At 75.9% G+C, this 13,801-nt stretch carries 13 protein-coding genes; 8 read left to right on the forward strand and 5 right to left on the reverse strand.

Annotated elements, in window-relative coordinates:
- Positions 1-28 precede the first annotated feature (28 nt).
- The 3 genes from CLT72_RS30875 to CLT72_RS30885 form a co-directional block, all read right to left on the reverse strand.
- Positions 29-1,117 carry a lytic polysaccharide monooxygenase auxiliary activity family 9 protein gene (locus CLT72_RS30875; RefSeq protein ID WP_101414748.1) on the reverse strand — a complete coding sequence of 363 codons (1,089 nt, stop codon included), beginning with the start codon at positions 1,115-1,117 and terminating at the stop codon, positions 29-31.
- A 111-nt stretch (positions 1,118-1,228) separates the two neighbouring features.
- Positions 1,229-1,687: a GNAT family N-acetyltransferase gene (locus tag CLT72_RS30880; protein ID WP_101414749.1), complete on the reverse strand. Its 459-nt coding sequence runs from the start codon at positions 1,685-1,687 to the stop codon at positions 1,229-1,231.
- Positions 1,688-1,751: 64 nt separating this feature from the next.
- Positions 1,752-2,012 (reverse strand): Prokaryotic metallothionein, encoded by a 261-nt coding sequence (locus tag CLT72_RS30885; protein ID WP_089001359.1) that lies wholly within the window; start codon positions 2,010-2,012, stop codon positions 1,752-1,754.
- A 161-nt stretch (positions 2,013-2,173) separates the two neighbouring features.
- Between CLT72_RS30885 and CLT72_RS30890 the strand changes: the two genes are divergently transcribed.
- The 3 genes from CLT72_RS30890 to CLT72_RS30900 all read left to right on the forward strand — a co-directional run bounded on the left by CLT72_RS30890 (position 2,174) and on the right by CLT72_RS30900 (position 3,955).
- Positions 2,174-2,449 (forward strand): isoamylase early set domain-containing protein, encoded by a 276-nt coding sequence (locus CLT72_RS30890; protein ID WP_089001358.1) that lies wholly within the window; start codon positions 2,174-2,176, stop codon positions 2,447-2,449.
- Between the two features lie 121 nt (positions 2,450-2,570).
- Positions 2,571-3,317, forward strand: a complete 747-nt coding sequence (locus CLT72_RS30895; protein WP_101414750.1) for a lytic polysaccharide monooxygenase — start codon at positions 2,571-2,573, stop codon at positions 3,315-3,317.
- Between the two features lie 68 nt (positions 3,318-3,385).
- Positions 3,386-3,955, forward strand: a complete 570-nt coding sequence (locus tag CLT72_RS30900) for a DUF305 domain-containing protein (protein WP_101414751.1) — start codon at positions 3,386-3,388, stop codon at positions 3,953-3,955.
- A gap of 53 nt (positions 3,956-4,008) precedes the next feature.
- Here CLT72_RS30900 and msrB read toward each other — a convergent pair whose 3' ends face one another.
- A complete protein-coding gene (gene msrB, locus CLT72_RS30905) occupies positions 4,009-4,422 on the reverse strand; it encodes a peptide-methionine (R)-S-oxide reductase MsrB (RefSeq protein WP_101414752.1) in 414 nt (137 codons plus the stop codon).
- Between the two features lie 47 nt (positions 4,423-4,469).
- Here msrB and ligD point away from each other — a divergent pair, with 47 nt between their 5' ends.
- Positions 4,470-5,495: a non-homologous end-joining DNA ligase gene (ligD, locus tag CLT72_RS30910; RefSeq protein ID WP_101414753.1), complete on the forward strand. Its 1,026-nt coding sequence runs from the start codon at positions 4,470-4,472 to the stop codon at positions 5,493-5,495.
- Between the two features lie 69 nt (positions 5,496-5,564).
- Here the strand turns inward: ligD and CLT72_RS30915 are convergent, their stop codons facing one another.
- Positions 5,565-5,858: a hypothetical protein gene (locus tag CLT72_RS30915; protein ID WP_101414754.1), complete on the reverse strand. Its 294-nt coding sequence runs from the start codon at positions 5,856-5,858 to the stop codon at positions 5,565-5,567.
- A 169-nt stretch (positions 5,859-6,027) separates the two neighbouring features.
- On the opposite strand from CLT72_RS30915, the gene CLT72_RS30920 reads away from it, so the two are divergent.
- The 4 genes from CLT72_RS30920 to CLT72_RS30935 all read left to right on the forward strand — a co-directional run bounded on the left by CLT72_RS30920 (position 6,028) and on the right by CLT72_RS30935 (position 13,763).
- Positions 6,028-9,219 carry an ABC transporter permease gene (locus tag CLT72_RS30920; protein ID WP_101414755.1) on the forward strand — a complete coding sequence of 1,064 codons (3,192 nt, stop codon included), beginning with the start codon at positions 6,028-6,030 and terminating at the stop codon, positions 9,217-9,219.
- Positions 9,220-9,259: 40 nt separating this feature from the next.
- Positions 9,260-11,971, forward strand: coding sequence for an FtsX-like permease family protein (locus tag CLT72_RS30925; protein ID WP_158242088.1), 2,712 nt, complete (start codon positions 9,260-9,262; stop codon positions 11,969-11,971).
- Positions 11,972-11,973: 2 nt separating this feature from the next.
- Positions 11,974-12,972, forward strand: a complete 999-nt coding sequence (locus CLT72_RS30930) for an ABC transporter ATP-binding protein (RefSeq protein WP_101414756.1) — start codon at positions 11,974-11,976, stop codon at positions 12,970-12,972.
- Between the two features lie 95 nt (positions 12,973-13,067).
- Complete coding sequence (locus CLT72_RS30935) at positions 13,068-13,763, forward strand: ABC transporter ATP-binding protein (protein WP_199184818.1); 696 nt, start codon at positions 13,068-13,070, stop codon at positions 13,761-13,763.
- Positions 13,764-13,801 lie beyond the last annotated feature (38 nt).

The following is a 13,801-nucleotide window of genomic DNA, read 5'->3' on the forward strand; positions in this document are numbered from 1 at the left end:
GCGGCCCCGGCCGGGGTCCCGGTGCGGATCAGACGACGGTCGTGCAGGTGGGCGTCGGGCTGCCGTTGGTGCCGGACCACGAGCCGAGGAACCCGAAGGTGGTGCTCGCCCCGGGGGCCAGCGACCCGTTGTGGGCCGCGTTGCGGGCGACGACCCGCGTGCCGCTGGTGGTCACGGTCGCGTTCCACGCCGACGTGACCTGCTGGCCGTCGGCGTAGGTCCAGGTCACGGACCAGCCCTTGACGGCGCCGCCGCCGGCGGTCACCGTCACCTCACCCTGGAAGCCTCCGCCCCACTGCCCGACGACCCGGTAGGTGGCCGTGCAGGCCCCGGCCGGCGGCGGGGTCGTCGGTGGCGGCGTGGTGGGCGGCGGGGTCGTGGGCGGGGGAGTGGTCGGCGGCGGCGTCGTCGGTGGCGGGGTGGTCGGCCCGCCGGAGAAGTCGACGTCGCTGCACAGGTAGTACGACTGGTCCAGGTGGCTGGCCTGCCAGATGGTGTAGACGACGTGCCGCCCCGTCCGCCCCGGCGCGTTCGCCGGGATCTCGATGGACACGCCGGTGGGCTCCGGCTTCCACCCCGACGCCGGGGTGTTGCCGATCTGGCCGACCAGTTCCAGGTCGTCCCAGCCCAGCGGCTCGGTGAGCGCGTCGAAGCCCTGCTTCGTCACGTACACCCGGATGTAGTCGGCGCCGTGACTGGCCTGGTCGTACAGGCGGACCCGGAAGTTGCTGGAGACCGGGGCGGTCTTCCAGGCGCCGACCGTGTCGAGGGCGTTGTAGCGACCGCCCTCGGTGCGGCCGCCGGAGCAGAGCTGCCCGTCGGGGATGGCGGCCTGGTGGTTGCCGGCGACGCCCTCGCGGAACAGGCCGTTCCAGTTCCACATGGCGTTCGGGTTGGCCTGCCAGGCCTGCCAGCACATCGGGTCCTCGGTGGCCATCCGGGGATTCTGGAAGTCGCTGCCCCAGCGCTGCCAGCAGCCGTAGTTGCGTGACGCCGGGTCCACCACGGAGCCGTGCGCCGACGCGGGGTTGGCCAGGGCGGTGGTCAGCAGCAGCACGGCGGTCGCCGCGACGGCGAGCGGCCACGCCAGGCGGGATGATCGAAGTTGAGTGGACATGGAGCCCCCGGGGGGAGAGGTCGGACGAACGACGCCCGGACGGCGCGGGAGTTGCCCCTCCCGTGCGCGCTGCGTGGCTTCCGCGACGGCTCTGCCCGGAGGCTCCCACATCTATCGGCTCTGGTCAATGCCTTCGCGTCGCATGGGGGTGTGCGGGATGCCGTCCTCGACGTATTCGGGGCCGGCGACGGCGAAGCCGTGACGGGCGTAGAGGCCGACCAGGTGGGACTGGGCCTCCAGCACGCAGGGGCGGTCGCCGACCAGCTCCAGCGCCGCGGCCATCAGCCGGCCCGCGTGGCCGCCGCCGCGCGCCTCCGGCGCCACCACCACCCGCCCGATCCGCGCCACGCCGCCCGGGTCGGCGAGGATCCGCAGGTACGCCAGGGGCGCGTCGCCGTCGTCGAGCCAGAGGTGCCGGGTCTCCGGCTCGACGTCGCGCCCGTCGAGTTCCGGGTACGGGCACTCCTGCTCCACCACGAACACGTCGATCCGGAGCCGGAGCAGGTCGTGGAAGGTGCGGGCGTCGAGGTCGGCGAACGAGGCGGCCCTCGTCAGGGGGGTCTGCGGCACTGTGCGATGGTAGGCCGCGTCCGCGGGCCCGCCGCCCCGGCCGTCGTCCGACCCGGTCCCGGGCTCAGGCGGGGCGGGCGCCGACCGCGTCGCGGATCTCGGCGCCCTGGGTGCCCTCCTCGGCGCGGGCGCAGTGCGCGCAGCAGAAGAACCGGCCGGACACCTCCACCCCGTGCCCGACGATCTTGACCTGGCAGTGCTCGCAGATCGGCGCCAACTTGTGCGCGGCGCACTCGAAACAGTCGAAGGTGTGCACGTCGCCGCTGACGGTCCGCACCTCGAACGCCATCCAGTACTCGTTACCGCAGACCTCGCACGTCGCCACGACAGAACCCCCCGAAACGCGGACACCTTTGCCCCAGCCTGCGGCACCGCGCGTCGCCGGACGGGCGAAACCGTCCAGGTCACCCGGGTTCGGCGGCGTGTCGCCCCCGGCGTGTCGGGCGTTGTACCCGGTGACCGCGTACGACCCCGGAGGAACACGACATGATCAAGCGGAACAAGCTCTTCGGCAACCAGGTGCGGGTGACCTTCAGCCTGCCCCGCGACGCCCCGCCCGGCCCGGTCAGCGTGGTGGGCTCCTTCAACGGCTGGGAGCCGGGGCGGCACGAACTCGTCCCGCGCCGCGACGGCACCCGCACCGTGACGGTGCGGCTCGGCCCGGGGGAGCACCGCTTCCGCTACCTCGCCACCGGCGGGGTGTGGCTGGACGACGAGTCCGCCGACCGGGTGGACGAGCGGGGCAGTCTGCTGCTGCTCTGACCGGTCACGCTGCGTGCCTGTTCCGTCCGATGTTCCTATCGACAGGAGTCTTTACTGTTAACAAGGTTTAATTTATGTTGGAGGGCACCTCACCAGGCTTAAGTCCGAAGGAGCTGCCACCATGCGCCGAAGAATCACGATCCCGCTCGTGGCGACGGGCGCCGTCGTCTCCGCACTGGCCGTCGCGGCGCCCGCCCAGGCCCACGGCTACGTCTCCGGCCCACCGAGCCGCCAGGCGCTCTGCGCCCAGGGCCGGGTCCCCGACTGCGGGCAGATCAAGTACGAGCCGCAGAGCGTCGAGGGGCCCAAGGGGCTGCGCAGCTGCCACGCGGGGATCGCCCAGTTCGCCGTGCTGAACGACGACAGCCGGGGCTGGCCCGCCACCTCGGTCGGCAGCTCCGTCACCTTCACCTGGACCAACACCGCCCGGCACGCCACCAGCAACTGGGAGTACTTCATCGGCGGCACCCGGGTGGCCGTCTTCAGCGGCGGCGGGCAGCAGCCCGGCGCGAGCGTCTCGCACACCGTCGACCTGGGCGGCTACTCCGGGCGGCAGAAGGTCCTCGCCGTGTGGAACATCGCCGACACCGCCAACGCGTTCTACTCCTGCGTCGACCTCCAGGTCGGCGGGGGCGGCAACCCGTCGCCCACCGCGAGCCCGACGCCGCCGGCCCCGTCGCCCACCCCGACCCCCACCGCCGCCCCGACCACCCCTCCCGCCCCGGGCGGCAGTTGGACGGCGGGCCGGGCCTACCAGGTTGGTGACCAGGTCACCTACGGCGGGCTGACGTACCGCTGCCGGCAGGCGCACACCGCGATCCCCGGCTGGGAACCGCCGTACGTGCCGGCGCTCTGGACCCAGGTCTGACCGCACGGGTGCGGCCCGCCTGCCGGCGCCCGCCGCACCCGTCACCCCTCTGTGGATCGGAGTACGCCATGCGACGGCTGCGCACGGTCGTCCTGCTCGCCGCCCTGCTGCTGGTCCCCGCCTGCGCCCCGGCGCCGCCCGCCCCCGCGCCGACGGGTCCCGCGGCGGGCACCGGGACCGGGATGAACGGCCTCGACGTGGTCTTCCTCGCCACGCTGGCGGCGCACACCGAGCAGACGCTGGAGATGGTGCGGATCAGCCGCGACCGGATCACCGACCGGAAGCTGCGCACCCTCGTCGCCGCCATCGAGGTCACCGAGACCGACGAACTCGCCACGATGCGCGGCTGGCTGCGCGACGCCGGGCCGGAGGCCGCCGAGGCCGCCCGTCGGCACGACCACGACGGGCACGGGATCGCGGCCGAGGACATGGCACGCCTGCGGGCCGCCCCGGACGGGGAGGTCGACCGCGTCCTGCTCGACCTGCTCGCCCCGCACCAGCAGGCGGCCGCCGACCTGGCCCGGGCGCAGCAGACGGTCGGCGCCGATCCGCGCGTACGCGACCTCGCCGGGCGCGTCGAACGCTCGCGTACGGCCGAGGTCTCGCTGATGGCCGGGCTGACGCCGGCCCGGCCGTGACCCCGGCGGGCGGCGGCCCGGCCGCCCGCCGGGGTCACCCGGGGCGTACGCCCTCAGGCGTCGGCGCGCGGCTCCAGGCGGATGGAGACGGAGTTGACGCAGTGCCGGGTGTCCTTCGGGGTGAAGCCCTCGCCCCGGAACACGTGCCCGAGATGGCTGTCGCAGCGGGCGCAGCGGATCTCGGTGCGGCTCATCCCCAGGCTGCGGTCCTCGATCTCCTTGACCGCGCCCGGGATGGCGTCGTCGAAGCTGGGCCACCCGCAGTGCGAGTCGAACTTCGTGTCGCTGGGGTAGAGCTGCGCGCCGCACGCCCGGCAGTGGTAGGTGCCCGGCGTCTTCGTGTCGACGTACTCGCCCGTCCACGGGCGCTCGGTGCCGGCCTCCCGCAGCACCCGGAACTCCTCCGGGCTGAGCCGGACCCGCCACTCTTCCTCGGTACGGGGCAGTTCACTCTCGTCAAGACTCACCCGCCAACGGTACGTCGGACGTCGGGGGTGTGGCATATGGTCGCGCAATGGGTGGCACGAAGGCCGCAGCCGAGCAGATCGAGGTGGCCGGGCGCGACGTCCGGCTGACCAGCCCCGACCGGGTGATCTTCCCGCAGCGCGGCTTCACCAAGGGCGACGTCTTCCACTACTACCTGGCGGTGGGCGACGGCATCATGCGCGCGCTGCGCGACCGACCCACCACGTTGCAGCGCTTCCCCGAGGGCGTCGAGGGGGAGGCGTTCTTCCAGAAGCGGGTGCCCGCACGGGGCGTGCCGCCGTGGGTGCGGACGGCGACCATCAGCTTCCCGAGCGGCCGCAGCGCCGCCGAGCTCTGCCCGGCCGACCTGGCCCACGTGGCGTGGGCCGCCCAGATGGGCACCATCGTGTTCCACCCGTGGCCGGTGCGCGCCGCCGACGTCGACCGCCCCGACGAGCTGCGCATCGACCTCGACCCGCAGCCCGGCACGGACTTCGCCGCCGCGGCGACCGCCGCCGGCGAGCTGCGGGGGCTGCTCGACGAGCTGGGCGTCACCGGCTGGCCGAAGACCTCCGGCGGCCGGGGCGTGCACGTCTACCTGCGCATCGCGCCGCGCTGGACGTTCACCGAGGTGCGGCGGGCCACCATCGCGCTGGCCCGCGAGCTGGAGCGGCGCCGGCCGGAGCTGGTGACCACCGCCTGGTGGAAGGAGCAGCGGGGCGAGCGCGTCTTCGTCGACTACAACCAGATGGCCCGCGACCGCACGATCGCCTGCGCGTACTCGCTGCGGGCCAACGCCCGGGCCACCGTGTCCACCCCCGTCACCTGGGACGAGCTGCCCGACGTCGACCCGGACGACTTCGACCTGCGTACCGTCCCGGCCCGGCTGGCCGAGCGCGGCGATCCGCACGCCGGCATCGACGACACGGGGTGGGACATCACCCCGCTGCTGGAGTGGGCCGACCGGGACGACGCCGCCGGCCAGGGCGACATGCCCTACCCGCCGGACCACCCGAAGATGCCCGGCGAGCCGAAGCGCGTGCAGCCCTCCAAGGACCGCGACCGCCCCCGCTGACCGTCGCGCCCCGGCACGGCGTCGTCATCCGACGCCCGCCCGGCGCCACCCGCCCGCTGGCACGCGCCGTCACCGCCGGCCCTCGTACGCCTCCACCGCCTGCTTCGCCGAGAGCAGGTCCGCGCCGGTCGCCTCCCGGTACGCGGCGATCGCCTTGATCCTGTCGCCCCGGGCCAGGTGCTGCTGCACCTCCGGCGGCACGGGCGAGGGGTCCACCACGCCCAGGTGGTCCATCACCAGCCGGAGCCGGCGCTCGATCTCGGCCAGCCGGTACGCGGTCCGCGCCTGCTCGGTCCTGGCCGGCAACTGGGCGGCCAGCAGTGCGACGACGGCCACCATCAGACCGGCGAGGGTGATCTCCATCCGGTGATGGAAGCACATCCACGCCACGGCGCCGGCGTCGCCCGGTGCGCCCGAGAACTGACCCGACCACGCGCCCGGATAACGATCAAGTAACGGGCGCGAACCTTTCCCGGCCCGTCGCCGCTCTCCCTGGTCGTCGGCCCGACCCCGGGCCAGGGGAGGGCGTCGGATGAAGCTGGTGTGGAGGCGGGCCCGCGAGGCACGCGGGCTGCTGCTCGCCGCGGTGGTCGCGGCCCTGGTGGCAGTCGCACTGGTCACCGGCCTGTCCGACTACAACCGGCGGGCCGTCGAGGCGGGCCAGCGCGCCCTGCTCAGCGGCGCGTCGTTCGAGGAGCGCAGCCTCCTGGTCAGCGGCACGGCCGGCCGGGACGCCGCCGAGTTCGCCACCCGGGACCGGGCGATCCGCGACGGGTTCGCCGCCCGCCTCGGCGGGGTGCCGATCACCGTCGGGGCCGCCCGGTACGGCGGTGGCCGCGAGCTGACCGGCGACCTCGGTTCCGTGGTCCGCGACGGCGACGACCCGGTCTTCGCCAGCCTGGCGACCCTCAACGACCTGGCCGCCCACGCCGAGCTGACCAGCGGCGCCTGGCCCGCCCCGGGAGCCACGCCGTTGCAGGTCACGCTGCCCGAGAAGGTGGCCGCCGCGCTCGGGATGACCGTAGGCGAGCAGGTGCCGATGCTGGACCGTCGCTCCGACGAGGCCAGCAGGGTCGTGCTCGTCGGCACCTGGCGGCCCCGCGACCCCGCCGAGGCGTACTGGCGGCTGGCGCCGGGAGTGGGGGCCGGCGCCGTCGAGGCCGACACCTCGTACGGGCCGTTCGTGCTGGACCCGGCGGACTTCGTCGCCACCTACCCGGGCCCGGTCTCGGCGTCCTGGATCGTGGAGCCGGACCTCGTGGCGGTGGCGGGCGCCGGTCGGCTGCCCGACGTGCGGCAGGCGCTGAACACGGCCCTCGCCGAGGTGCCCGAGGCCGCCGGGCTGGGCTCCTCCGGCCAGACCGTCACGGCGCTCGACCGGCTCCTCGACCGGGTCACCCGGGCCGACCTGGTGGGCCGCTCCTCGCTGGCCACCCCGCTGCTGCTGATCGTCGTCCTCGGCGGGTACGCGCTTGTGCTGGTCGCCGCCCTGCTGCACGAGGACCGGCGCAGCCAGACCGCCCTGCTGCGGGCCCGGGGCGCCGCGCGGCGGCAACTCGCCGGCCTGGCGGCCCGGGAGGCCGCCCTGGTCGTCCTGCCCGCCGGCGTGCTGGGACCCCTGATCGCCGGCGAGGCGCTGCGGCACGTGGGCACCGGCGGCGCCGCGCCGCTGACGCTCTCCCCCGGCAACACCACGCTCGTCTGGGCCGCCGCTGCCGCCACCGCCGCCGGCTGCCTGGTGGCGATGGTCGTCCCGACGCTGCGGGGGGCCGGCACGTACGTCGCCGACATGGCGGCCCGGTCCCGTCCCACCCGCGCCGCGAGCGTGCAACGCGCCAGCGTCGACCTGGTGCTGGTCGGCTTCGCGGTGCTGGCCTGGACCCAGCTGCGCCAGTACTCGTCGCCGGTCGCCGGGGCTGCCGGCCGGCTCGGGGTGGACCCGCTGCTGGTCGCCGCGCCGACGCTGGGCGTGCTGGCCGGCGCGGTCGTGGCGTTGCGGCTGCTGCCGCCCGCGACCCGCTTCGCCGAGCGGTTCGTCGACCGCAAACCGTGGACCGCGACCATGTTCGGCATGTGGCAGGCGGGCCGGCGCCCGCACGCCGGCCCGGTGCTGCTGCTCGCCCTCGCCGTCGGCGGCAGCACCCTGGCCTGGTCGCTGGTGACCACCGGCGAACGGTCGCAGGCCGACCAGGCCGACCACAGCGTCGGTGCCGACCTGCGGGTGGTCGAGCGCACCGGCGCGGCACCGGCCGAGCGGGCCGCCCAGCTCGGCGCGCTGCCCGGCGTCGACGCGGCGCTGCCGGCCTGGCGGGACGAGATCCGCCTCGGCCGTGGCGACCTGCCGGCGACGGTGGTGAGCCTCGACGCCGCGAGCGCGGCCGGTGTGCTCCGGCTCAACGAACGGCTGGCCGACGAGCCGGCCCCGGCGCTGCTGGACCGGCTGGCCCGGGCGCGCGCCGCGCCGACCGGCCTGGAGCTGCCCGCCGGCACCCGGTCGCTCACCGGCACGGTGCGTACGCCCGTGCGCGCCGCCGTCACGCCGCACCAGATCGGCCTCTGGGCGCTGCTGACCCGGGCGGACGGGCAGGCCTTCCGGCTGCCGGCGGGCAGCAGCGGCAGCGACGGGCGGCCGGCGCCGTTCACGGTCGCCGTTCCCGACAGGGAGGGCCCCGTGCGACTGACCGGCTTCGAGGTCGACGGCGGGAGCGCGCGTGGGCGGGCGTACCGCGTGGAGCTGTCGGACCTGCGGCTGGTCGGCGCCGACGGCGCGGCCCGGTCGGCGTCGCTGGACGGCGAGTGGGCGGCCGTCGACGGGCAGGGCGAGGCGGCCGGCGCGGCGGTCACGGCCGGCGGCCTGAGCGCCGAGCGGGAGGTCGACTACCGGGCGGGCGGCCGGTTCGCGTTCCAGCCGCCGAGCCGCTTCGCCGTGGTGCCGGCCGGCGAGAACCGGCCGGTACCGGCGCTGATGACCCCGGCCGTGCGCGACGCCCTGAGCCTGGACGTCGGCGAGACGGTCGACCTCGTGCTGTCCGGCGCGACGCTGCCGGTCACGCTGGTCGGCGAGCTGGACGAGGTGCCGTCCACGGCCGGCGAGGGCGTACTGCTGGACCTGCCGGCGGCGGCGCAGTGGCTGATGCGGGACCGGGGCGGCGTCCGGCCGGTCGCGGAGTGGTGGCTGGGCACCGACGGCGGCGGCCACGCCGAGGCGGCCCGCGCGGCGGCCGGTCTGACCGGCACCACGCTGCTCGACCGGCGGGCGGTGGCCGAACGGGCCGCCGACGACCCGTACTGGCAGGGGGCCCGCACCGGGCTGCTCGCCGCCGCGCTCGGCTCGGTGCTGCTGGCCCTCGTCGGGCTGATCGTCGACGTCTGGGCGACCGCCCGGCACCGGCTGGGGGAGTTCGCCGTGCTGCACACGCTCGGCGCCAGCCCCCGGCTGCTGGCCCGGGCGCTGCTGGCCGAGCAGACCTTCCTGGCCGGGATCGGCGTCGGCGTGGGCCTGCTGCTGGGCGCCGCGGTCGGCGCGACCATGGCCCCGCTGGTCATCCTCACGCCGTCCGCCGGCCGGCCGGTGCCGGAGGCCGCGTTCGTGCTGCCCTGGCTGCCCATCGGCCTGACCGCGCTCGGCCTGCTGCTGGCGGCACTCGCCTTCAGCGCGTTCATCGCCCTCGGCATCCGGCAGCGGGTGGCCGTGGCGCAGCTGCGGATCGGGGGAGACCGGTGACCGGGTGGAGCGTAGGGACGAGCGGGATCGGAGTCGGGGCGTGGTGAGCATCGGGGCGGTCGCGCGCCGGGTGCGGGCGTACGGGGGGCAGTTCCTGCTCCTCGCGACCCTGACGCTGGTCACCACGCTGGTGATCAGCGGGGTGCCCAGGATCGTCAACGGGCACGCCCAGGAGGGCCTGCGGGCGCACCTGGACACCGTGGCGCCGCAGCAGCGGGACGTGACGTACTCGACCGGCGCGCTCGCCGCGACGGACAACGGCACCTCGCTGGTGGCCGCGCACGAGGGCGACCTGGCGGCGATCGAGAGCGCGATGCCGCCGGTCGTCCGGCGGATGGTCGAGCAGCGGTGGTACGCCGGGGAGACCCCGGCCAGCCGGGTGCGGGGCCCGGACCTGGCGGCGAAGAACCTCCTGGTCGACCTCGGCCTGCGGTCCGTGACCGGGATCCAGGAGGCCGGCACCCTGGTCGAGGGACGCTGGCCGGCCGACGTGCCGAAGGACGAGCCGGTGCAGGTGGCGCTGGCCGCGGACGTCGCGCGCACGCTGAACCTGCGGCTCGGCAGCCGGCTCACCCTCGCCGCGCCGGAGCCGCTCACCCCCGACTCCCCGCCCCCCACCCCGATCACCGTGGTCGGTCTGTTCGCGCCCCGCGACGGCGCCGACGGGTTCTGGGACGGCCTGCCGCCGCTGCTGCGCATCGTCGAGCCGGTGGGCGACGGTGAACCCTTCATCGCCGTGGGGGTCGTCGACGGCGCCGCGCTGAACCGCCAGGCCGTCGCCGGCCGGCCCCTGACGTTCAGTTGGCGCTACCGGATGGGCGCCGACCGCATCGACGCCCGCGAGCTGGACCAGGTGCTCGACGCCCTCCAGCAGATGACCCGGGAGGCGGCCGGCCGCAACCTCGTGCAGGGGCTGGACATCCCGCTGCGGCAGTTCTCCGCCGAGGTGGACAGCGCCCGGACGGTGCTCGGGGTCATCGCGGCGGGCGTACTGGCCACGCTGGCCGGGCTCGTCGTGCTGGCCGCCGGGCTGCTGGTGCGCCGGCGCCGGGCGGAGTTCACCCTGCTGCGCGCCCGGGGCGGGGCGAGAACCACGAGCGCGGGCCGCAGCCTGGCGGAGGCGCTGCTCGTGGTGCCGCCCGCCGCCGTACTCGGCTGGCTGGTCGGCGGCCTCGTCCCCGGGGCGCCGGGGGAGACCCGGTGGTACGCCCTCGCCGCAGCCGTCCTGGTGGCGGCGGCGCTGCCCGTGGCCACCCTCGCGGCGTCCACCGGCGGCACCGGGCGGCGCGACCTGGTCCGCGCGCGCCCCTCCGCGCGCCGGCTCACGGTGGAGGCGGGGCTGCTGGTCCTCGCCGGTCTCGCGGTCGTGCTGCTGCGCCGCCGCGGCCTCACCCCCGGCGAGGTCGACCCGCTGCTGGTCTCGGTGCCGGTGCTGCTGGCCGTCGCCGCCGCGCTGGTCGCGATGCGGGTGTACCCGTGGCCGCTGCGGCTGGTCAGCCGGCTCGCCTCCCGCGCCCGGGGCAGCGTCGCGTTCCTGGGCACCGCGCGGGCCGGCCGGTCGGTCGTCGCCGTACCGCTGGTGGTCGTCGTGCTCGCCATCGCGACGGCGGCGTTCTGCGCGGTGACGGCCGCCGCGATCGAGGCGAGCCGGGACCGGGCCGCCAGCCGGGTGGTGCCGGCCGACGCCCTGATCCTGGGCGAGCGCATCGCCGCGGACACGGCCGCCGAACTGGAGCGGCTGCCGGGGGTACGCGCCGCGAGCCCGGTGTTGCGCGAGGCCGGCCAGCGCCTCGCGAAGGACGCGATCGGCACCGAGACCCGGCTCGGCGGGGTGACCGTGCTCATGGTCGACGGCCCGGCCGTGGCCCGCATGGCCAGGCAGGCCGACGTCGACGTGACGGTGCCGGCGGCGCTGCTCGCCCCCGCCGGGGGCTCCGGCCCGCTGCCCGCCGTGGTCTCCCCGACGGTCGCCGCCGAACTGGCCGACGCCGGCCTGACCGGCTCCGCCTTCGTCAGCGCCCAGGGCCAGCGGTACGAGTTCCGGGTGGCCGAGCGGGCGGAGAGCTTCCCGCTGTTGCGCGCCGACAGCGCCCGGTTCGTCGTCCTGCCCTGGCAGGCCCTGCCCCGCCGCGACTACGCCGCCGTGCCGACCGGCTTCCTGGTGGCCGGCGACGACCTGGACGCCGAGGCGCTGCGCCGGGCCGGCGACGCGGGACAGTCCCGCTTCCAGACGGGCGGGACGGTGACCGGCCGGGAGCCCCCGCGCGGCGTGGAGGTGCTGACGTACGCGGACACCCGCCGTCAGGTGGGCGAGGGTGGCGCGAACGGCGTACTCGCCTTCGGCTTCACCGCCGGCGCGGCCGGCGGGACGGCGCTGGGGCTGCTCGCGATCGCCTTCACGGTGCTCGCCGGCGCCCGCGAGCGCGGCCAGGTGCTGTCCCGGCTGCGCACCCTCGGGCTGTCCCGACGTCAGTGGCGCGGGCTGCTGCTGGTGGAGCTGGCGCCACTGGTGGGCGTCTCGGTGCTGACCGGAGCGCTGGTCGGCACGGCCCTGCCGCTGCTGCTCAACCCGGTGCTCGGACTGTCCGCGTTCACCGACGGCGTCCAGGTCCGGGTGGCGTTCGAGCCCGGCCTGGTGGCCGCCGTCGTCGCCCTCGGGGCGCTCGCCCTCGGCTTCGCGGTCGCCGTCGAGGCCCTGAACAACCGTCGGATGCGCCTCGGCGAGGTGCTCCGGCTCGGAGAGGAGAACTGACCATGACCGCTACCGCGGAGAGCACCGCCGCGCCGGACCTCGCCACCCTGCAACAGCGGGCCGCCCAGCGGGCGGCCGAGCGGGCCGGCGGCCGGGACCGGCTGCGCGGGCACATCGTCTGCGACGGGCTGGTGCGGATCTTCAAGACCGAGGGGGTGGAGGTCGTCGCGTTGCAAGGGCTCGACCTGGTCATCGACCGGGGCGAGCTGGTGGCGATCGTGGGCGCCTCCGGGTCCGGCAAGTCGACGCTGCTGAACATCCTCTCCGGGCTGGACACGCCCACCGCCGGCATCGCCCGCGTCGGCGAGTACGACCTGCTCAACCTCTCCGCGCGGCGGCGACTGAGCTACCGGCGGAGCATGGTCGGCTTCGTCTGGCAGCAGACCGGCCGCAACCTGCTGCCGTACCTGACCGCGCTGGAGAACGTCGAGCTGCCGATGCGGCTGGCCGGGCGGCGGGGCGGCCGACGGGCCCACCGCGAGCGGGCCCGGGAACTGCTCGACATGGTCGGGGTCGGCTACTGCGCCGACCGGCGGCCCGGGCAGCTCAGCGGCGGCGAGCAGCAGCGCTGCGCGGTCGCGGTGGCCGTGGCGAACGACCCGGAGGTGCTCTTCGCCGACGAGCCGACCGGCGAGTTGGACGAGGCGACCGGGGCCGAGGTCTTCGGGGCGCTGCGCACCATCAACGCCGAGCTCGGCGTCACGATCGTGGTGGTCACTCACGACCACGCCGTGGCCACCCAGGTCCGCCGGACCGTCGCGATCCGCGACGGCCGGACCGCCTCCGAGGTACGCCGGACCGCGCGCATCGGCGCGGACGGCAGTACCGAGCTGGTCAGCGAGGAGTACGCCGTGCTGGACCGCAGCGGCCGGTTGCAGCTGCCGGCGCCGTTCGTGGACGCGTTGTCGCTGCGCGACCGGGTGCGGCTCAACCTGGAGCCGGACCACGTGGAGGTGCGGCCGGGCGACCGGGCGCAGGAGGAGCGGGAGGCGGGGCAGTGAGCGAACGGGACGTGACACCGGACGGACGACCGGCCGCACCGGCGGCGGGCGTGGCCGGTGCCGACGGGGCGGGCCTGCGACGTGCCGGTGGGGCGGTGGCGGGTGCCACGGTCACCGACGAGGTGGTCCGGGTCGAGGGGGTCAACCGCACGTTCGGTCGGGGCGAGCACGCCGTGCACGCCGTACGGGACGTCTCGTTCTCCGCTGGGCGGGGCGAGCTGGTCGCGGTGCGTGGCCGCTCCGGGGCGGGCAAGACGACCCTGCTGAACCTGGTCGGCGGGCTGGACCGCCCCGACTCGGGCCGGGTGGTGGTGGCCGGGCACGACGTCACCGGCGCCGGCGAGAAGGAGCTGCTGGAGATTCGCCGGGGCACCGTCGGCTTCGTGTTCCAGACGTTCGGACTCGTGCCGATCCTGTCCGCCGCCGAGAACGTCGGCGTACCGCTGCGGTTGGCGCGGGTCCCGGCGGCCGAGCGGGAGGAGCGCGTGGCGGTGCTGCTGGAGCTGGTCGGGCTCGGCGGGCACGCGGGCCAGCGCCCGTACGAGCTCTCCGGCGGGCAGCAGCAGCGGGTGGCGGTGGCGCGGGCCCTGGCCAACGAGCCGGACCTGCTGATCGCCGACGAGCCCACCGGTCAGCTCGACTCCGAGACGGGCCGGTCGATCATGGACCTGCTCCGGGCGGTGGTGCACGCCCGGGGCATGACCGCGCTGGTCGCCACCCACGATCCGGCCCTGATCGACCTCGCCGACCGCGTCCTCACCCTCCGCGACGGCCACCTCCTCCCCGCCTGACCCCGCCCCACCCCGCCCTGCTGCGGGGGATGGGGCGT

This window comes from Micromonospora sp. CNZ309, assembly GCF_002846525.1.